Genomic DNA, 20,378 nt, shown 5'->3' with positions numbered 1-20,378 from the left:
GATTGGGACGAATGGTGGTTGACTCGTGGCCGTTGCAACATGAATTGACGGAGCATGTCTGCGCGGCTGTGCAGGCCTACTCGTCCGCTATGGAAAGCGGCTCATCCTAATCTTCGGCCGTACAGACGTCGGGTAGGAACTGTTTCAAATCTTCAACGGCATGTGAATGGGAGAGTGGCACAATATTCCATGTCGTGATTGAATTCGACACGGAGTGTCGATCTACTCTATTTCACTTCAGCAGTGGCACCCTTTGTCTTCTCTAACTCTTCTTCGTCCGCACCAGGATCGAATGCTCACCCTCGTTGCGGGGGAGTTCTGGCTGGGGAGCGGGGAGCGTCTCTTCGACTTGAATCTCATCCATCGACAAGTCTGTCTCGCCCGAGGGATCGATCAATTGCGGGCCGTCCGGGGCCGGCAGGTCGGCGCGATTCACCAGTTCCGTGAGCAGCATGCGTGTTTGATGGAAACTTGGCAGTTCAGAAATCTGTGCGAATTTCGGATCGTTCGAGACGTTATCAAACCGCTGCAGGGCGGCCTGCAGCGCGGCGAGATCGATGGTCCCTTCGTCGACGATTCCCGTCGGCAAATCCAAGAAGCCTTGCCAGCTGGCGGCCGACGTAAAGCGGTTCAGCTCGTTGCCCAGTTCGCCCCCGGTGTTCGAAAGGGCCGTCTGCAACGCGGGCACATCCATCCCTTTCATTTCAACTGGGGAGAGAGCGCGCATCATGGGAGCGGCGGTTGCCGATGCTTGCCGCAAGGCTTGGAAGGCACGCGCCCGTGCTTGTTGCGGCGTGGCTGGCGGCGTTTGACCTGGGGCCGCTGGCGTGGGCTGAGCTTCGGCCGCTTGTTGCGCCACGAGATCGCGCCGCTGTTGCATACGCCGCGCGAAAAATCCTCCGCGCACGGGCGGTGCTACCGGTGGGATGGTCGCAGCTGCGGTTGCGTCTGTTGCTGGCGCTGGTGCCGCGGGGGGCGCATTCGGATCGACCGGCGGTGCCAATAATGCGGCACGGCGTTCGAGAACCCTGCGAACAATTTGAGCTTCGGCGGTGTTTGTCTGCAGCACCACGAACACAGACAAGAGAAACAAACACACAAAGCGGCAAGACATGCGGAATCCTTTCACGATCCAAAATCAGCAAACTCAATTGGGGCGCTGATTATAGCCAAATTTCGCGACGACCGGCACCGGGCTTCTGGGATGTGGTCAAAAATAGCCCATTTACCGCAATCCGAGCGTTGCTGGCACTAAAATCCCCGGCCACTCGTGAACCCCCGCGGGCGAAATTTTGGCCGTCCCGACTCCACGCGTTGCTGCTGCCGAATGGGCCCACGACGTTCCATGCCCCGCTCGACCGCGTGCCGCAATGCTGCCCCCGCGACCTCAGTGAGCACGCGTAGCAGCACATAAGAAAAATCGTTCCCGGTGGGCATACGCTCGTGCGGTCGATTCTGATCGTCATACCACGGCGGAGCAAATTGCTGCGCGGCGCGAATCGCCGACCACAAATCATCGCGGCTCATTTGTCCCCGCACAAAACTTTCGACGATCCCTTCGATCTCGAAATTAGGATGAAACATCGACCGCGCGGAATCGTAATCCGCTCGGCGGAAGCGTAGCCAAATGTCTTGCAGTTCATACACGCGCCGCTTCCACACTTCTTGTTCGGAGGTCAACTCGGCAACGTGTTGTTTGGTTTTTTCAACTTCTTCGCTGATCCAATTCACCTCCGCCACGATCTGATCGTCTTGAGGATCAGGCGTGGCACGCGAAGCATGCTCCAGCCGCCAGCTTTCGAGTCCCGCCAAAAACTCCCTCATCCGCGCAACGGCCTGTTCGTAGTATTCATTCCGCGAGCTCGCCAGCAGCGTGAGTTCTTGCTGCTGCTTGTCCATCCGCTCCTGCTGCTTGCTCATGTCGGCAACTAGATTGTCGCGCGCCTTGCCCAATTCTTGCCCTTCGCGCATCACGGCGGTGAGCCCCACGGCATCGCTGTGACGATCTTCACACGCCTCGACAAGTTCCATCAACGCATTGAATTGATCCCGCCGGCGGCCCACTTCTTGCGCCATCAATTCGGGTGTGACGCGCAGAAATTCATACCCGCGCCGCGCGCGATTGAAATCAATCATCCGCGCCACCCAGCCATCCAGCCGTTTGGTCAGGCCCGTTTTGACATATCCCGAAGTGCCGTAACCCCGTTTGTGCAGATACTGAAACAGCGCGCTCTTTTCATACGAAGGCAATTTCTCCGCGGCTTCCTGCTGCATATCCGTCACACGGCCCTCATTGCGTTCAAGTTCTTTCTCAGCAACCAACGCTTCCTTCGAGAGCCGCTGAAACTCGTCGTCTTTTTCCAATCGCTCGGCCACGACCTTTTCCAGTTCTTCGCGCTGCTCGACTTTTTCGTTGAGCGCGACCGTGATACGATCCAAATCTTTCTCTAAACGCTCGGCGTCGAGGGTACCAGCTTCCAGCAATTTCTGAATTTCTCGCTCGTGCTTTTGCTTACGCATCAGTACTTCCATCAACTGGCTGCGGACTTCCTGAAACGTGTCGGCCACCGATTTCTGATCGATCGCTGGCAGATAATGCTCGGCCAGTTCGAGAAACGCTTGGGAACGCCGTTCGACGAGCTCCGCGGCGCTTCCGTTCAGTTCAGCAACGCCGTTGATGCATTCCTGCAGGCGGCCGTTGAGGCCTTGCACCCCTTGTTGCAGAACGCTCCCCACGGAATAGCCAGATCGCCCGTTCATGACATACCCCACGCGACGCCGATCAAAGCGCCAATCGCCACGGCCCATTTGATGATCGCCACCCGCCGCACATAGAAATGCGCGAGCAACAAATCAAAGCTCCAGGCGGGTTCCTCGAACGAATGAAGTTTGTCGTAGTAATCTTCGATCGCCGCGTCGATCTGCTCGGCTGTGATCGGCTCGCCGGAAACCTTGGCGGCTTCCAACAACCGCTCACGCAGCCGCACCTTGATTTGATCGATGTTGAGCTGTTCCTCGACCACTTCCTGCCCTTTGCGCAGCTCCGTCGCGACATCCATGATGCGGATCAATTCCGGCAGGCTCAATTGCTCCGGCCGGCTGAAGCGTGGTACCGCTTCGATCTCGGCCTGCGCTTCCTCTGGCGGGGCCGTCTGCTGGGCGTATTGAATCTTTCCCATTCTGTTTATCCGTTTCGCATTCCCGCCCAGGCCAGGAACTCCCTGCAATCGACAATACTATTGATTCGCCCGGCAACATGATAAATTGACGCTTACCGGCAAGATTACTGTATCATCCGCGAATAGCACCCGACAACTCCCGAACCTCCCCGAGACGAACCATGGCTCAAGCAACTCAAACCCAACCGGCCCCCGCTGCTCAGAAGAACATGCAGAAGTATTTGGACAAGGCCGTCGACGTGCTCGAGAAGTTCGGCCTGTCCAAGGACGAAGAGGTCCCCGCCGAGCTGATTCGCTTGCTCGAAGAAGTCCGCCACATCGACGAAGCCAAGGCACTGGCGATCGCCAAGACCGTCAAGCACATGAGCACGTTCAACAAGCTTGTGCGCGAGAACGTCGAAAATATCAACGTGGGAAATCGGTTCCTCGAAATCAGCCAAATGTTCGATTCGATCCGCGAAGACTCGAAAAATCTCATCGGCCAGCTCGACGACGGCAAGCTCGGTGTTAGCGAGAAGCTCGCCAATTTGTGGATGCGTCTCCAACGGGGCACGCCTTATGCGCGATTTGAAAAAATCGTCGACGTCTACCGCGACGTGTGTGCCGACACCAAGGATCAACTCAACCGCGAGCAATCGATCATGGACGGCTACATCGATTTCTGCTTCGCACTGAAAGAAGCCGAAATCCTCAGCCGGGAATTGCTCGAAGCTCAGCTGCCGCATTTGGATAAAGCCAAGCACGCCCTCGCCGCCTCGCAACAAGCGGTCGACGATCACAAGGGGGATGAAAGCACGCTGGGCCGTTTGGAACTCGCCCGCGACGAAGCTCGCAACGAATTCCAAAAGCAGGATCGCTTTTATCAGCTGCTCAAGGACATTTCCGAGAACCTGTCGATCGGCTACGACGTCGGCGAAACGCTGATTACCAAGCTCAAGCAAACGCACGACGTTAAGGACCAAGTCTATCGCCGAGCGGTGACATTCTTCACCACGAACGAGCACGTTTTCACGATTCTTGGCACGGTCTACACTTCTCAGCAAGGTTTGCACGAAGCCACGGAATCGACGGAAGCCCTGAAACGGGGCGTGAACAAAAGTTTGGAAGACGTCGCGGAACTCGGCCGCGAATTGGAACGGGCCGCGCTCAAGGCGGGCTACGGTTCGACGATTGCCGCCGAATCGCTGGAAAAACTTGTGAAGTCGATTTCGGATTACCAAGTCGATTCGCTGCAAATGATCGCCGAGCTGCGCAAAGAAAGCGAAGAGAACGCCCGCGAAATCCGCCGCGTGGTTGAAGAAGGCAAGAAGCGCTACCAGGAATCGCTCGCGCGTTTCGCCCGCGGCGAACAGATATAATCAGCGCGCGGCGAAGAAGTCTAAGTTAGCCGGCAGCGTCCCGCTGCCGTGCCACCCACTTTCAAAACTTCACCCCCACCGCCTTACACAAAAACGCCATCAACGGCTTCGCCGTCCGAAACGCTTCCACGGTTTGATCCAAAATCGACGGCTCGAACAAATCATCGTGTCCAAGCCGGTAGATGCCGATGAAGTCCTTCCGTTTCAGATCATCAATCAGTGGGTGATCGCCAGAGTAGCCTTGTGGCGGACGGCGGAGGCTTTCCCCCGAGAATTCAAACTTCGCGGCAAACGGCTTGTTGGCTTTCGCCTTTTTCCAACCCGCGGGGTCGTCGTCGATTGCCTCGCGTATCCCAGCGAGCGCATCGGACTCCGGGTGCCAAATCCCCGCGCCGAGAAACACATCGTAGGGATCGACATGAAAATAGAATCCCGGCGCGTGAACATCTTTCCCCGCCGCGTGACGGAAATGAATCCCCAAGTTTGTCTTGTACGGTTTCTTATCTTTGGCGAATCGAATGTCGCGGTGGATACGCATCAGCGAGCCGCCCACCTTCTTGGGAACCGCCACGAAGTTCGGCGAAATCTTGCGCAAGGGTTCCGCCATGGCCGCGATGAATTCCAACGCCGGCTCGCGGACGTTTTGTTCGTAACGCTCTTGGTTGGCTTTGAACCAAGTGCGGTTGTTATGCCGCGAAAGGTCGGAGAGGAATGAAACCAAACCTTCGGAGAAACCGGGGAATGTGTGTTTGGGCATGGTGAGAATCTCTGATGGATTATTGTCATTCCCGCGCAGGCAGGAATCCAGGGTGTAATGTATCGCACAACACTGGATCCCCGCCTGCGCGGGGATGACGGATAACTATTTCTCGAATTCGATAAAGCCGCGTGTAGAGAGTTTATCCCGGAAAAGACGATACCAAAAGCACGACCCGACCTACCTGGAACCGCATGAGGCGGTCCATTTTAACCCACCCGCAAGGCTTGATGCCACAACCGGCACAGGCCCGAAAGTTTAGCAGGTCCATGGATGGACGATGCTCGACGTCAACTTGTTCTCGTGATGCTGCTGCTGACCTCGACGGTCGGCTGCGGGCTCAATACGGCCGTCCTCCAAAAGGGGGGCAACAACCGTCACGGCGTTCTGCTGAACTATTCTTGCGGCGCCCATCCGTGCGACCCCATTGATCCCACGAAGCCGACGATTGTCATCACGCACGGTTGGAATCCGCTTCCCAACAAGATTCGCACGACTTTCGGTATCGCGGGTGCCACCGCGCTTAAGTGCCGTTGCGGCGATAGCTACAATATTCTGAGCTGGGACTGGAACGCCGTTAAGATTTCGCCGTTCAATGACGAACCGATCCGCATCGGCCGCCAACAAGGCCGCATGATGGCCTCGGCTTTGCGCTGCCGCGGCGTGAATCCCCGTTGCACGCAAATCATCGCCCACAGTTTGGGAACGGTCGCCGCCGCGCAGTGCGCCGCGTGTTTGAGCGATCGCGGACCAGTGGCACAACTGACGCTGCTCGATCCGCCCACTTCGATGCACGAAGAAATCTTCTGCAAGCTCGCCGCCACGCGGCATGCCTGCGTGGTCGAAAATTATTGGTCGCCGGGCATCAGCGGCTACGGCGACGAGGCCAACTATCGCGGCGTACGCAACTACAGCGTTGAGGGAGACAACCCCATTCGCGGCATCCTCGACTTGAGCCTGTCGAACCACGTCGGCGTGATGCGATGGTACTACGACACAATGCGCTGCCCATCAATGCCCTGCGGCTTCCAAAACAGTGTGTTCGTCGATTGCTGCGGCCGCGCAGGTTGCCTCTGCCCCTGTTGCGTGGAAGGCGAATTCATCGGCGTCCCCACAGAACCGCCGGTGCCGCCGAGTGCTGATGAACCCGAAATGGCGGAAGATATCCTTTAGCCGAGGTCTCCGACCTCACAGAGGTCAGCCACAACGTATGGATGTTAGCCGCGACGTGTTGCGAAGCAACGCGGAGCGGGTATTGCGTCCCAACCGCTAGCACCCTCGACACGTCCCACCGCTTCCTCTCTACTAAACTCCGTGCCCAGCAGGGCAGGTCATGGAGGAAGCACGGATGTTGTCGACCGAGGAACAACTCTTCGCCAAGTTTGGCCCCAGCAACTATCTGCGCCGCACTGCGTCGTGTGAATTGGAACTTCCGACCACTTATGCCGAAGTTCGCTCGCAACTCCGCGCGAGCTGCCCAGAAATGCCCGGCGTGTACGGCATGATCGATTGCGCAGGGCGGTTGATCTATGTCGGTATGAGCCGCTGCTTGCGCAAACGGACACTCACCTATTTCCAAGACACGCACGGCCGGCAATCGGGATCGTGGCGAAATGGCGTGCAGCATCGCAAAGAATCGAACGTCGCCGTCCGGGCCAAGCGGCTCACCTGGGAAACAACCAATCACGAGTTGCTAGCGCTGTTGCGCGAACAAGAACTGATCCGCCGCTTTGCCCCCGAGATGAACGTCCGCGGACGACGACGAAAACCGCTGGTGTATGTGTTTCTCTCGCTCGAAGCTGCCCCCCGTTTCAAGGTGGCGGCCCAACTCCCCAAGGCCTGTCGCCATCACTGGGGACCTGTCGCTCGCAGCGGTTACCTCTTACGAAACGTCGAGACGCTCAATCGCACGTTTCTCCTTGCCGATTGCGCGCCCGACGTATGCATGCGATTCAGTGATGAGCCGCCGCTCTTCGACCTCGAGCTCTATCCCCAATGTTTGCGCGGGCAAGTCAATCGCTGTCTAGCCCCCTGTGCGGGCACCATCACTCGCGCTGCCTATCAGGTTCAACTCAAACGGGCACAAGCCTTTTTGAACGGCCACGAGGACGCCATTCTGGATGAATTGGAACGTAACCTCCAAGCCGCCGTGAAGAATCGCCGCTTCGAGCAAGCCGCGGCCATTCACGACACGCGCAGTCACCTGATCGATCTCCGCGAACAGCTATTGCATCGCCCCGCCACAATGCCCGCGAGTTTTGTGTATTCGTTCACTCTTCAAGACCGCGTCTGTTGGCTCGCCGCGCACGAAGGCCGCGTGATGAAAGTCGCGGTCGCACCACGCAACGCGCGATCTGCCGCACTATGGCGCGATCGATTGAATTTCTACGCGGATGCGGTTTTGCCCGTCGCCGATCATCGCGAAGGGAGCGAACTCTCAATTCTCGCGGCGTGGTTTCGCCGTCATCCGGGCGAGCTGGAGCACGTCGTAGATTACGCCGCGGCGCGGAAGCGTTGTGCTACGTTCTAAAATTTAAAATTTCCGTTAGCCGCGACGTGTTGCAAAGCAACGCGGAACGAGCCAACCCGTGAGCAAATTTTCGCTCCTAAATTGGCCAACGCCGTCAGCTAAAATGCGCGCGTTAGATGTTGACCCCCAGCGTCTATCCCAATTCCTGGCCACATCCAAAAACCATTTTTTTCCAATTCGCGCGTTCGTGAATTGTTCCGAAAAGTTGACCAAGTTGGACAACTTGGAAGTCTTGAAATGAGAATTCACAACCATTGGCACAAAGAAAGACCTTGCACACCGCGCAGCTTATCTCGACGCCTGCGTTGGAATGAAATGCCGACGTGTTCAATGAGCTTCGGCCATCGCCACGTCGGCCGGATCGCGGAAGCGGTAACCAATGCCGCGAACCGTTTGGATCAGGTCGGCATGGGCTTCGAGTTTCTTGCGCAGGGCGCGGATATGGACGTCGATGGTTCGCTCCAGCACGATCGCATCGTCGCCCAGCGCCACGTCGATCAACTCAGCACGAGAGAACGCTCGCCCCGGTTGCCGCACGAAGGCCGAGAGCAATCCGAACTCGCTCGGCGTAAGGTCCAGCGGCTTGTCGCCCACGGTGGCACGATGCCGGCGGCGGTCGATCATAATCCCTTGGCTAACCATGACTTCGCGGTCGGCGTGGCCTTGTTCCTTGCGGCGGAGCAGAGCGTTGATCCGCTGGAGCAGAACCTTCACGCTGAACGGCTTAGTGACGTAGTCGTCGGCCCCCACCGAGAAGCCAATCAGTTCGTCGCTCTCTTCGGATCGAGCCGTGAGCATCAAAATCGCGAGCTCCTGCGTGGCGGGATCAGCCCGCAACAGGCGGCAGACTTCGATGCCGTCGATCAACGGCAGCATCAAGTCCAGCACGATCAAGTCGGGACAATGCTGCCGCGCTTCGCGGAGGCCTTGATGACCGTCGCGAGCCAAATGGGTTTCGTAACCTTCTTGTCGGAGGTTGTATTCGAGCACCTCGCCGAGCGAGACGTCGTCTTCCACGATCAAAATGCTTGCCTTGCCCATAACTGCCCTAACTTCCAGTCTGCTCTTAGCGAGAGTGCCTTAATCCATCCGATAGAACGACAAGTCTTCATGACGATGTCGGGCGATTTCGCCGTCGACGAGATAGATCACGTCCTCGGCGATGTTGGTTGCATGATCGGCAATCCGCTCGACGTGGCGCGAGGCCGAGAAGTATTGCCACGCGGGTTCGATTTCCGCGGAATTGTTGATCACCAGATTTTGGAGGTCGTCGATTGTTTGGCGGTTGAGTTCGTCGACTTGATCGTCACGCAAGCAAACTTCGTGAGCGAGTTCCACGTCGAGCCGCACGAAGGCGTCCAAGGAATCGCGCACCATCGACATGGCAACTTCCACCATCTCATCCAAGTGTGTGGGAAACAGGAAGTGCGGGAAGTGCATCAGTGCCTGAGCCCGCTCGCCCAGATTCACGGCCAGATCGGCGATGCGTTCCAAGTCGCCGTTGATTTTGAGCACCGTCGCCACGCGCCGCAAATCCACCGCGACCGGCTGATGCAACGCCAACAACTTGAGGCATTCTTCCTCGATCAGCACCTCACCTCGATTGACGGTGTCTTCGTCCTGCAAGAGCAAGGGGATCAAGTCGGTGCGCTGCTCGGTGATCGACTGGCTCGCGCGGAGGATCATCCGCTCGACGATCGACGATTGCGCGAGCAAGTTTTGCTCCAAAGCTTCCAAATCACGACTGAGATGTTTCGACATAAATGCCTTTATCAACCAAAACGACCAGTAATATAGTCTTCGGTCCGCTTTTCCTTGGGATTGGTGAACATATCGGTGGTCGGCCCCACTTCGATCAACCGGCCTTCATAGAAAAAGGCCGTCTGATCTGACACGCGGGCCGCTTGTTGCATATTGTGCGTGACGATGACGATTGTATAAGTGTCCTTCAATTCGAAGATCAGGTCTTCGATCGCGGCGGTGGACTTGGGATCGAGCGCCGAGGCCGGTTCGTCCATCAACAGAACGTCGGGATCAGTCGCCAAAGCCCGCGCGATACATAGCCGCTGCTGCTGTCCGCCGGAAAGTTGAAGTGCCGAGTCGTTGAGTCGATGTTGAACTTCGCTCCAGAGCGCGGCCTGTTGCAGGCACTTCTCGACGATCTCATCCAGCACGGCCCGCTTCTTGACGCCCGCCACGCGAGGACCGTAGGCAACATTTTCGTAGATCGATTTGGGGAAGGGGTTCGATTTCTGGAACACCATTCCCACTCGCTTACGCAATTCCACAACGTCGGTGCCGCGTTGATAGATGTCGATGTTATCCAGCAAAATCTGACCGCGGAGCGTCGTGTCGTCGATCATGTCGTTCATGCGGTTCAGGCAACGCAGGAACGTGCTTTTGCCACAACCGGAAGGACCGATCAACGCCGTGACACAATGCTCCGGCATGTCGAGGTTGATATCGTGCAAGGCATGATGCGACCCGTAGAAAAAGTTGACGTCGTGCGCAACGACTTTCTTCGCACGCCGCTCGAGGTCTTCTTTTTCATTGGTCGTCACAGGCCGCCGAATGGGGGAAGCCGACACTCGGATCGGAGTTCTTGGAGAAGTCGCTTCACTCATCGGTCGTTCCTCTTCGTCCATAACCATCAACTCAGGCACGATTGACTCTGGGGCCATCATTTTGGTTCTCGACTTGAACTACTGAATTAATTTTACCACAAACAAACCAAGGAAGGTTCACCAACGAATTTTCTTGCTAAACCGCTGCCGCAGGATCACCGCGACGGCATTCATCAAAATCAGCACCGTGAGCAAGACGACAATCCCTGCCGCGGCGAGCTGATGGAATTCTTTTTTGGGCTCTTGCGCCCAATTAAAAATCTGCAAGGGCAATGCAGCGAATTCATCGGTGAAAATATTCTGGGGCGTGAAGGATACGTAGGTTGCTGCCCCGATGGCGACCAGTGGCGCAGCTTCGCCGAGTGCCCGGGACAGGGCGAGAATAACTCCGGTCATAATTCCCGGAAGTGACGCGGGAAGCAGTTGATACCAGATCGTTTGCCAGCGGGTAGCACCTAAAGCGTAGGAGGCTTGACGTATTGTGCCCGGCACGGCCCTCAAAGATTCTTGCGTCGATAAGATGACGATAGGCAACACAACAAGCGTCAGGGTCAATGCGCCCGACATGACGCTCTTTCCCAGCATCATCATCTGCACAAATAAACCGAGACCGAGAATGCCATAAACAATCGAGGGTACGCCGGCGAGGTTGGCAATATTGATTTGCACCAAAGTCCGCCAGCGGCTCGGTGGGGCGTATTCTTCCAAGTAAATCGCCGACCCGACGCCGATCGGCACCGAGAACAACGCTGTTAGACCTATGAGATACAAGCTCCCCACAAGCGCTGCCCAGATACCGCTATTCGCGGGTTTCATCGAGGGCCAACTGGTAAGAAATTTCCAACTGAGCGAGTCCCAACCAAAGCTCACGACGTTCCACAACAGCAATCCCAACACGGCAATGCACAAAAACGTACAGAAACCGCACGTCCAAGCAAAGAGCTCGGACGCGAACTTCGCGTAAGGCCGACCATCTGAATGTTGTGATATGCTCATTCGTACTTCTCGCGAACGTGGGTGAGAATCCATTGAGCTAACACATTTAAAATCAATGTGAAAGTAAACAATGCCAAGCCCACGGCAAAGATTGTGCGATACTCCAATGAATCGGCGGGAGTGTCGCCCTGGCATATCTGCACGATATAGGCAGCCATTGTTTGAATGCTTTCCAGAAAACTGAATGTCATCTTGGGCGTGTTACCCGCTGCCAGTGCCACCGCCATCGTTTCGCCAGTCGCCCGAGCAATCGCCAACAAAAACGACGCCATGATGCCTGATGCCGCCGCCGGAACGACCACGCCAACTGTCACGTCCAGCTTCGTCGCCCCCAGAGCATAAGCACCTTCCCGCAGCGAGCGGGGCACCGAGCGCAATACGTCTTCGCTAATCGAAACGATGGTCGGCAAAATCATAAAACCGACCACAATACTGGCATTCGCTGCGTTAAACAAATCCGCGCTAGGAAAAACTTCTCGAATCAGTGGGGAGATAAACACAACTGCCAGATAGCCGAAAACAACCGAGGGGATACCTGCCAAGATTTCCAAAATCGGCTTCACGACGTCGCGGAAGCCACTCGAAGCATACTCGCTCAAAAAAATGGCCGTACCCAACCCAATGGGGATCGCAATAATCGCCGAACCTGCCGTTACCAAGAGTGTGCCGCAAAAGAGTGGTAAAATTCCAAAATGCTGAGGCTTCAAGAGTGGCGACCACTTGGTCCCAGTAAGAAACTCCCAGACCGAGACTTCTTGGAAGAATGGCAGCGATTCGATTAACAAAATCAACACGATACCGACGGTAGTGATGATCGAAATTGCCGCACACCCTAGCAGTAGACTATGCACAATGAGCTCAACGGCCGCGCGGTATTTTACTCCGCCGGACGAAGAACGAAGAGCACTGACTTTGGGTGTTGCCGTGGCCATAAACGATTTCCCGTCGCTCAGGTGCCTTTTTTATCTGTTTTGGGCAACGCCTCGGACAGCAGCTTATCGCTCTCAGCGGCAACTTCGTCGTTGACCGGCACATAACCGACTTCGGTCGCCGCTTTTCCAGCATTCGCTAAGTAGAATTTCACGAACTCGGCGACTTCAGGTCGTTCGAGCGACTTCTTATTGACGTAAATCATGAGTGGCCGTGACAGGGGAGCGTAGGTCCCATCACGGACGGTCGCTTCAGTCGGCACGACGCATTCACCATCCGCTTTCACTCCGAGCAATTTCAGTTCGTCTTTGTTTTCCGCGTAGTATGCTATGCCGAAGTAACATAAAGCCCCCTTATCGGCGACCACGCCACGGACCAACGCGTTGTCGTTCTCGCTCGCTGTGTAATCTGGGCGGCTCGCGCGGGCCTCACCGCAAACCACTTCAGTGAAATAGTCAAAAGTGCCGGAGTCCGTTCCCGGGCCATAAAGCTTTAATTCTTCCTCAGGCCAATCAGGATTCACGTCGCTCCACTTGGTCACCGTGCCATCGCTTTCCGGTCGCCAGATATTTTTCAGTTGCTCGATGGTAATACAGTCACACCAATCGTTCTCAGGATTGACCACGACGGCCAAACCATCGAAGGCAACGACCAATTCCAGGTAGTCGACCTTATTCTGTTTGCAGGTTTCCTTTTCCGAATCAGTCATGTGCCGCGAGGCATTGCAGATATCGATGTCACCGGCGGAGAACTGCTTCATGCCGCCGCCGGTCCCCGAAGCACGCACGGGAACCTTCAAATCGGGATGGTCCGTCCGAAAGTCTTCCGCCACGGACATGGAAATCGGGAAGACGGTGCTGGAGCCGTCGACGCGAATACTTTGCGTGGTGCTGGATTCACCACAACCAACTGCTAGCACCACGGCCATCATGACCGGAGCAGACAATGCCCGCCAATTCGAGAGAAACACCACGTTGCCTTCCTCATTAGTTTGCGTGGATTTCGAGAATTCAGTCCCGGTACTGTAGCCGTATTATGTGAAGGAAATGTTAAGAATCGCGGAGTCGAGGATGTGGATTCACGCGAATTTGAAAAGCCAGCAAAAACTGGTGGTTTAAGAGATCCGGGAAACGAGGGAAATCTTCCGTTATTTATTCGGCCCCAGCGGTAATCTCACCGCAAACACGCTCCCCTGGCCAGGCTCGCTTTTTACGGAAACGGTACCATCCATGGCCTGACAAAGGTGCTTGACGATGGCCAGCCCCAACCCGGTCCCTCCCAACTCCCGGGATCTCGCCTTATCAACTCGATAAAACCGCTCGAACAGGCGGCTATGGTGCTCCGGCTCGATCCCCACGCCGGTGTCTGCCACTTCGATCACGGCTTCATCAGCTTCTTCACGACCGCGAATTCTGATTGAGCCCCCCTTGGGAGTGTATTTGATCGCGTTGTCGATCAAGTTCCCTAAGATTTGCAGTAAGCCTTCTTCATCCGCGCGCACCATCAGTGGGCTGTCGGCCACTTGATTCTCGATGGTCAAGCCATTCGATTTGGCCCGCTCCTCATGATCGAGCAAGCAGCGTGCCACCACCTTCTTAAGCGGCAGGCTTGTGATCTCAAGAGTTGCTTGTCCCGATTCGATCCGCGCGAGGCTCAACAAATCGAGGATCAATTCGTGGAGCCGTGTGGCTTGATCGTCGATGCGGCTTAGGAAATGACGCGCATGTTGTGGATCTTCGAGCGCTCCATTAAGCAAGGTTTCGGTGTAGGCTTTGATCGAACTGAGCGGTGTTTTCAATTCGTGAGAGACATTGGCGACAAACTGCTGACGCAATCCTTCGAGCCGCTTCAGTTCAGTCACGTCGTGCAACACAAGCACCACACCCGGCGTAGGATTGCCGGCCAGCGGCGTGGCTTGCACGTCGAGCGTCAGCATTCTCTTTCGTGATTGCCAGGCGATTTCACCTCGCACGGTTTGCTGATTCGATCCGAGTGCTTGCTGGACGATCTCGCGAAGTTCATGGCTCCGCACGACTTCCAACAATGGCCATCCTTCGACTTTGTCGGGAGCAAAACCCAATTTCGTGCCAGCGGCTACATTTGCGAACAAGACATGCTGATCGCTATCGACGGCAATTACTCCTTCGACCATGCCTCCAAGTACGGTGGTCTGTCGTTGCACGCTTTCGCGTAATTGAGCCTCGCGTGAGCCAAGTTCGCTGCTCATGCGCTCGAAAGATCTTGCCAACATGCCAAATTCATCGCTGGAATTCACCCGAATTCGCTGGGAATACCTCCCTGCGGCGATCCCTTCCGCGGCGTCAGCCAATTGAGTGAGCGGGCTCACCAATTTTTTCGTAAGCCAGTACGTGATCAACAATCCTAAGAGTCCCAGTGCCAGACCAATGGTCCACACCAAGCGGCGCATCGCATCGAGCTGACCCTGAATCAAGCTCGCGGGCAAGGCCGTGCGGACGATGCCATCGTTTTCTTCTCCCTGATTGATAGCAATTGCATAGTAGTAGTAGGCATCGCCAAGAGTGGGGCTATTACGCCGCGTCGTTCCTTCACCGGCACGCAAGGCTTTGACAACCTCCGTACGACTGCGATGGTTCTCCATCTTTTCAACAGCGGTCAAATTCTCCTGAGCGGAGTCCGCCAAGACTTTGCCGTCGGCCGCGATAATGGTGAGCCGCATTTCTAGCTGCTTGCCCAATTCGCGAATTTCGTCTTGCAGTTGCTCTGAAGGCTTGGATGGCAAACGGTCTGCGACGTGATCCCGCAATAAGATACCCGCGTCTCTCAGGCGGCGATTGGCCTGTTCGATCAGCTGGTCGCGTTCCCATGAAGCAATCGAAGCGGTCGAGGCGATGATTCCCAGCAAAACCAGACCAGCGTAAGCGAGAAACATTCTCCAGAACAATTGGCTGGTCCGCATGAATCAATCGCTCGCCGTCAACAATAAAAGTTGGCCTTAGGTATATCGAACGTCGCGGAATTGGGGCTCGAAAAACGCCGGCAGCAGGGCATCCACTCGTAAGAGTCCTTGCCGCGTCAATTCCACGCGTGTGTCACTGACAGTAACATAACCCGCCGCCTCGTAGTCTTGCCATGCCTCTTGCCATTCGTCGACGATGTTGCAGCCAAATTTCTGTTGGAAATACGCCAGATCGAGATAACCTTTCTTGAGCTGCAAAATCATTTCGCGAATCAAACGCTGCTCGTCTGTAAGACGCAACCCGCGCCCTAATGGCAAGTGGCCGGCTTCCAGAGAACCACAATACTCTTCCCACTCGGCTCGATTTTGATAATGAACGCCCGAAACATGGCCAAAACTGGCGATGCCCGTGGCAAGCAGGTCACTTCCACGCCACAAGTTGTCGCGGTAGCTAAAATTTACGGCCGTTGGGTTCTTCACCATCGTGTAAGCGCTGGAAACGCTGTAACCCGCCGCGCTGAATTGGTCGAAGGCCCAATCGACCCACCGGCGTTTCGTTGGCCAATCGGCGACCGGCGTTTCGATTTGATTGCCTAAAATGTCTTTGGAGTACACCGTATTGAACGGCAATTCCATCTGGTAGATGGTCACACTGTCGGGATCAAGCTCCAAAGCACGCTGCACGGCATACTTCCACTTCTCGTCAGTTTCGCCGACCATGCCAGAGATTAGATCAATATTCGTGTTGGAAAAACCCGCTGCTTTGATCCAGGGCCAAGCCTTATCAATCTCCCCCGATTCGTGGGCACGACCGTTGTCTCGTAAAATCTCGTCATCGAAGTGTTCCACACCTAAGCTCAAACGAGTCACTCCCAACTCGCGCAACGTATGCACCTTGGCTTCACTAAGCGTTCCTGGTTCACACTCAAAAGTCACCTCTTCAGCATGATCCCAGTTGATGTTCTCCTTCAAGCGATCCACCAAGCGTGTGAGTTGCTTACCGCTGAGAAAGGATGGAGTTCCACCACCAAAGTAAACAAATCGAAATGGCCGCTCCCCCATCACCGGGAGTTTGCTTACTAACTCTATTTCCTGCGAAAGAGCGCTCACATAGCGTTCGACTTCACTGGAATTCTTATCGGTGAATACTTTGAAATAACAAAACTTGCACCGCTTACGACAAAAAGGAATATGCAGATACAAACCCAAGGGTACATCCGCCGGCGGGCTTTCCAGTGCCTCGCGTACATCAACCAATTGCTCGGTCGTCCATTGCGAGAACGGGGGATAGTTGCTGACAAAGTAGCTGCCAACTTCAGTTTTAACGGTATCAGTTGCCATGAATCTTGACCGTTCTATTTTTTGCCGAAGCAATACAAGGTGCCGTCGGTATTGCCAATCACGAGTTTGCCGTCGGCAATTGCGAATGAAGCTTGAAAATCGCCCCCCGCCTCGTAATTCCACAGTTCCTCGCCCGTATTCACATCAACGCGATGAATCATGCCGCGCTTGGTGGCTAAAAATGCCGAATCTCCTGCGATCACCGGCGAACTTTCCACATGGCTTCGTACAGGAAACGTCCACGCCACGTCACCACTCGTAGGCTTGAGAGCATACGCGAGTTTCCCCTGAGTGCCGTAGACAGCTACTCGCGAATCAACAGCAGCGGCACTGTGAATTGGATCAATATTCTCGTCATCCAAATACCGCCAAGCGATCTTCATATCCTTACTGTTGATCGAATAAAAGCTGCCTTGCTCCGTGCCAAACAAAGCATGGCCATTGAACATCGCCGGAGTCGCACCCGTGGGGCCATCGATATCGACTCCGTCGACTTCCTTACCCGTTGCCACATCGACTGCATGAACGCGTTCATCACAGCCGGCCAGCAACACTCGACCATCAACGACCGTCGGCCAACAACGCAACGGCGCCTCGATTTGAAAATGCCATTGTTCTTTGCCTGTTTCAGCATCCAACGAGATCAATTCTCCCGCTTCGGTGGTCACCAGCACACGCCCATCGACGACATTGGGGCCTGCATAAGCTTCACCCTTCGCTTCGTATTGCCAAAGCTCCTTACCATCTTTGGCGTCGAGCGCGCGAACAATGCCATTGAAATCTCCGACATAGAGCCGGCCATCATGAAATGCCGCGCCGGCGAGAAACCCGCTGTCTTCAAATTTCTGCTGCCACACTTCGCTGCCGTCGCTCAAGCGATAGGCGTAGAAACCGCCATCGACGTCGCCCAGATAGATAATCCCATCGGCGATCACGGCGGTTGATTCAAAGCCGGTGTCGGGAAGGGTCTGCTTCCAAACGACTTCGAGTTCGGCAGGCAAATCCTCTTTCACCGCGGCGGTCGCTAAAGCATCACCACGGCAGAAAGGCCAATCCGCACCGTGAGCAAGGTGGCTGCACAGGCTCAGCACGATCAGAACTACCGCGAATTCAGTACGCTGCTTCATAGAGTTTCAACAACTCGTTGCGATCCACGAGAATTGGGTTAAAAGTCGCGGTCCACTGACAAGAGGCGGCTTCAGCCAAATAAGAAAGTCGCCCCCGTTCGACGCCACATGCTTCTAGTTTATCAGGCAAGCCCGCCTCTGTGGCGACATTCCTCAGGAACCCCGCGAGTTCCTCGGCGCCACCATGCGGACAATTTGGTTCGTTGTCAGTCGTGGCAAGCAGTTCCCGATACCACGCATCGCATTCTTGACCATTGAATCGTACCACGTGTGGTAACATCAGAGCGACCGCTTCACCGTGGGCAATGCCGTAAGTGGCCGTCAACGGATTCGCGAGTGCGTGCGCCGCACCAAGCATCGAATTCTCAATGGCAGCTCCCGCCAAGCAGGCCCCCAGTTGCATCTGCCCCCGTGCTTGTAAATCGTTGGGCTCAGTGAGCACGCGCAGATAATTTGGTGCCAACGCTTGCCAGGCCTTTTGACTGTAGTCACAAGAAACTTCGTTTCGTTTCTTCGTGACATAAGTCTCCACCGCATGCGACAAGGCATCGAAACCGGCCAGCGCCGCCACGCGGGGCGGTTGGGTCACTGTTAACTCAGGGTCGAGAATCGCCACTCGGAAGGCGGCCCGCTTATCTCCACAAGCCATCTTGACATGGGTTTCAGCATCCGAGATCAACGCGAACGATTGTGTTTCACTTCCCGTACCCGCAGTGGTTGGCACGGCAATCATGGGCAGCAACGGCCCCGTGGCCTTGCCGATCCCCCAATAATCTTGCATCCGTCCGCCGCAGGAAAAAAGGAAATTGATTCCCTTCGCGCAATCCATCGAACTGCCACCACCGAAGCCGACGATCAAATCCGGCTGAAATTCTCTGGCTATCGCCAGTCCCGCTTCGACGTTATCGGTCGTGGGATTCTCTTGCACGCCATCGAACAAGCGAAACTCAAGATTAGCATCAGTCAGACTATCGATACCACGCCCCGTATGGCCGGCGGCGATCACACCGGGATCACTCACAACAAAGACCCGTAGCGTTCCCAACTCGCGCGCGAACTCGCCGAGCGTTGCCACTTTACCAGCGCCAAACTCAACCCGCGTCGCCGATTCAAATTGGGCTGGGGTCATAAGTCCATTCATGCGTAATCAGGGTGGGAGACACTCTCACTGCGATACTTGCAGCGCTCGATTGCGATACAAAAATTCAATGAGATTACCTTCGTGGGGTTGGAGCCAATCCACTTGGGGTGTAGGAATTGGCCCAAGATTCAAGCGGTCGATATGCGTGGCCGCGATCAAATCGTTGCGGAACGATGCATCATTTGTAATCGCGGTGCCCACTAAGGTGGGCCCAATCGCGGCGAGCATCTCGTTTTGCGGGCAGCGTACGACGCTCACCATGGGAAACATATACTCGACATTCACGGCAGGCGACTCGGGACTTTCACACTCCAGCACCGTGGGCCGCAGATAATCGCAGGTCTCACGCTGCACGAGGCGTGGACCGTAGCTCGCCGTAGCGTGCCGAGCGGATCCATTCTCAATAAATTTCTCTAACGATTTCCAAACGGCCGGCGCGACATTTGGCGTTGTGAACGCAGCCAATCCTGCCGACGGATCATCAGGCGGGAGCACGTCGATGGGCCCTAACTTCTCGGCCAGGGCATCAGCAATTTCCTTCGTGTGGCGCGAAGCATAGATGCTCGAACAATTAATGCAACTTCGCCCGCCATTTCGATAGACACTGTCAGCCATCATATCGATGTACCGCGGCCAATCATCTACCACGTCATCGCCCAGCATAATCTTACTATAACCAGGTCCGTGAACCTGAACCTGAGGATTGCCGGCATATTGTTCGATCGTTTGTGGCCCGCCAAAGATCATGCTCCGTCGGCAACTCGCGAGCAGTGCGCCGCCAAGTTCTCCACCAGGGCCGGGATATATCGAAATCGCTTCGGCCGGAATGCCCGCAGCAGTCATGGCTGCTGCTACGCGATAAGGTGTCCAAGGTTCTTGCGAACCAGGCTTCAAAGCGAGCCCAATCTGGAGTGCGATCACCGGCAGCCAGAGTGTATGAACGCCCGGAGAATTCGAGGGCAGGACGGCACCCAAAGCATCGGTTTGCGCTTGGTAGCTGACAATCACTCCCCGGCCTTCATCGCCATAGCCGCGTGCCAGAATATCTAGATCTAACCCGCGCGTGAGAGCGGCCAAGATCTTATCGATGTTCTTTAGCACGAAAGCGTTCTTGGTGACGTTCCCTTGCACCATCGCGATCGGCATTCCCGTGGTCGCCGAAGTTTGGGCCACAAAGTCAGCAGGAGTTTGCTGAGCATCTCCCACGCCCAGAGTGCCCGTTTCAAAAAGTTCACCAGCTCGTTGACAGCGCTGGATTAACTCCGCAGGCGATAAGGCCCGTAATGCCTCACGCGCTTTGTGCGCTTGTTTCGCATCACGGCGAATGATTCCCGAACCAACCGTGTTGACCTTGGCCACGGTTTCACCCGTCAGAAAATGCTTGATTTCTTCGATCTCAAGCGACTCATACGGCTGGCCCCATCGGATAGCTGGCAGAGTAATCATTGATTCGTTCA

General features: G+C 55.6%; 18 protein-coding genes. 3 read left to right on the top strand and 15 right to left on the bottom strand.

The annotated features are described in order from the left end of the window. Positions 1 to 262: 262 nt before the first annotated feature. From AC6T8Q_RS07055 to AC6T8Q_RS07045, 3 genes are all read right to left on the bottom strand, one after another. The gene (locus AC6T8Q_RS07055; protein ID WP_500678400.1) at positions 263 to 1,114 is read right to left on the bottom strand and encodes a hypothetical protein; all 852 of its coding nucleotides are present in this window, start codon (positions 1,112 to 1,114) and stop codon (positions 263 to 265) included. Between the two features lie 137 nt (positions 1,115 to 1,251). Next, positions 1,252 to 2,760: a hypothetical protein gene (locus AC6T8Q_RS07050; RefSeq protein ID WP_500678399.1), complete on the bottom strand. Its 1,509-nt coding sequence runs from the start codon at positions 2,758 to 2,760 to the stop codon at positions 1,252 to 1,254. After that, the gene (locus AC6T8Q_RS07045) at positions 2,757 to 3,179 is read right to left on the bottom strand and encodes a DUF6384 family protein (protein ID WP_496922379.1); all 423 of its coding nucleotides are present in this window, start codon (positions 3,177 to 3,179) and stop codon (positions 2,757 to 2,759) included. Before AC6T8Q_RS07045 ends, AC6T8Q_RS07050 begins: the two co-directional genes overlap by 4 nt. 161 nt (positions 3,180 to 3,340) lie before the next feature. Between AC6T8Q_RS07045 and AC6T8Q_RS07040 the strand changes: the two genes are divergently transcribed. Continuing rightward, complete coding sequence (locus tag AC6T8Q_RS07040) at positions 3,341 to 4,537, top strand: cell surface protein (RefSeq protein ID WP_500678398.1); 1,197 nt, start codon at positions 3,341 to 3,343, stop codon at positions 4,535 to 4,537. 61 nt (positions 4,538 to 4,598) lie between these two features. On the opposite strand, the gene AC6T8Q_RS07035 is transcribed toward AC6T8Q_RS07040, so the two are convergent. Next, positions 4,599 to 5,294, bottom strand: coding sequence for a DUF2461 domain-containing protein (locus AC6T8Q_RS07035; protein ID WP_500678397.1), 696 nt, complete (start codon positions 5,292 to 5,294; stop codon positions 4,599 to 4,601). A gap of 273 nt (positions 5,295 to 5,567) precedes the next feature. On the opposite strand from AC6T8Q_RS07035, the gene AC6T8Q_RS07030 reads away from it, so the two are divergent. Both AC6T8Q_RS07030 and AC6T8Q_RS07025 read left to right on the top strand, forming a co-directional pair. Beyond that, complete coding sequence (locus AC6T8Q_RS07030; RefSeq protein WP_500678396.1) at positions 5,568 to 6,467, top strand: alpha/beta hydrolase family protein; 900 nt, start codon at positions 5,568 to 5,570, stop codon at positions 6,465 to 6,467. 175 nt (positions 6,468 to 6,642) lie between these two features. Continuing rightward, the gene (locus tag AC6T8Q_RS07025) at positions 6,643 to 7,824 is read left to right on the top strand and encodes an excinuclease ABC subunit UvrC (protein ID WP_500678395.1); all 1,182 of its coding nucleotides are present in this window, start codon (positions 6,643 to 6,645) and stop codon (positions 7,822 to 7,824) included. Positions 7,825 to 8,151: 327 nt separating this feature from the next. On the opposite strand, the gene AC6T8Q_RS07020 is transcribed toward AC6T8Q_RS07025, so the two are convergent. The 11 genes from AC6T8Q_RS07020 to AC6T8Q_RS06970 form a co-directional block, all read right to left on the bottom strand. After that, positions 8,152 to 8,865: a response regulator gene (locus tag AC6T8Q_RS07020; RefSeq protein WP_500678394.1), complete on the bottom strand. Its 714-nt coding sequence runs from the start codon at positions 8,863 to 8,865 to the stop codon at positions 8,152 to 8,154. A gap of 39 nt (positions 8,866 to 8,904) precedes the next feature. Further along, a complete protein-coding gene (gene phoU / locus AC6T8Q_RS07015) occupies positions 8,905 to 9,585 on the bottom strand; it encodes a phosphate signaling complex protein PhoU (RefSeq protein WP_496922373.1) in 681 nt (226 codons plus the stop codon). An 11-nt stretch (positions 9,586 to 9,596) separates the two neighbouring features. After that, positions 9,597 to 10,505: a phosphate ABC transporter ATP-binding protein PstB gene (pstB, locus tag AC6T8Q_RS07010; protein ID WP_500678393.1), complete on the bottom strand. Its 909-nt coding sequence runs from the start codon at positions 10,503 to 10,505 to the stop codon at positions 9,597 to 9,599. 60 nt (positions 10,506 to 10,565) lie between these two features. Beyond that, positions 10,566 to 11,444, bottom strand: a complete 879-nt coding sequence (pstA, locus tag AC6T8Q_RS07005; protein ID WP_500678392.1) for a phosphate ABC transporter permease PstA — start codon at positions 11,442 to 11,444, stop codon at positions 10,566 to 10,568. Then, positions 11,441 to 12,376: a phosphate ABC transporter permease subunit PstC gene (pstC, locus tag AC6T8Q_RS07000; protein WP_500678391.1), complete on the bottom strand. Its 936-nt coding sequence runs from the start codon at positions 12,374 to 12,376 to the stop codon at positions 11,441 to 11,443. Before pstC ends, pstA begins: the two co-directional genes overlap by 4 nt. Positions 12,377 to 12,393: 17 nt before the next feature. Next, complete coding sequence (locus AC6T8Q_RS06995; protein WP_500678390.1) at positions 12,394 to 13,344, bottom strand: PstS family phosphate ABC transporter substrate-binding protein; 951 nt, start codon at positions 13,342 to 13,344, stop codon at positions 12,394 to 12,396. Between the two features lie 177 nt (positions 13,345 to 13,521). Beyond that, complete coding sequence (locus AC6T8Q_RS06990; protein WP_500678389.1) at positions 13,522 to 15,312, bottom strand: HAMP domain-containing sensor histidine kinase; 1,791 nt, start codon at positions 15,310 to 15,312, stop codon at positions 13,522 to 13,524. A 36-nt stretch (positions 15,313 to 15,348) separates the two neighbouring features. Then, complete coding sequence (locus AC6T8Q_RS06985) at positions 15,349 to 16,653, bottom strand: coproporphyrinogen-III oxidase family protein (RefSeq protein WP_500678388.1); 1,305 nt, start codon at positions 16,651 to 16,653, stop codon at positions 15,349 to 15,351. 14 nt (positions 16,654 to 16,667) lie between these two features. After that, positions 16,668 to 17,780, bottom strand: a complete 1,113-nt coding sequence (locus tag AC6T8Q_RS06980; RefSeq protein ID WP_500678387.1) for an outer membrane protein assembly factor BamB family protein — start codon at positions 17,778 to 17,780, stop codon at positions 16,668 to 16,670. Then, a complete protein-coding gene (locus AC6T8Q_RS06975) occupies positions 17,764 to 18,909 on the bottom strand; it encodes an iron-containing alcohol dehydrogenase (RefSeq protein WP_500678386.1) in 1,146 nt (381 codons plus the stop codon). Before AC6T8Q_RS06975 ends, AC6T8Q_RS06980 begins: the two co-directional genes overlap by 17 nt. A 36-nt stretch (positions 18,910 to 18,945) precedes the next feature. Continuing rightward, on the bottom strand, positions 18,946 to 20,367 hold the full coding sequence (locus AC6T8Q_RS06970) for an aldehyde dehydrogenase family protein (RefSeq protein WP_500678385.1): 1,422 nt from the start codon (positions 20,365 to 20,367) through the stop codon (positions 18,946 to 18,948). Between the last annotated feature and the right edge of the window lie 11 nt (positions 20,368 to 20,378).

The sequence above is a fragment of the Bythopirellula sp. genome (genome assembly GCF_041737835.1).
Classification (GTDB): Bacteria; Planctomycetota; Planctomycetia; order Pirellulales; family Lacipirellulaceae; genus Bythopirellula.
The sequence above is the reverse complement of the archived record's forward strand: the minus strand, read 5'-3'. Positions and strand labels throughout refer to the sequence as shown.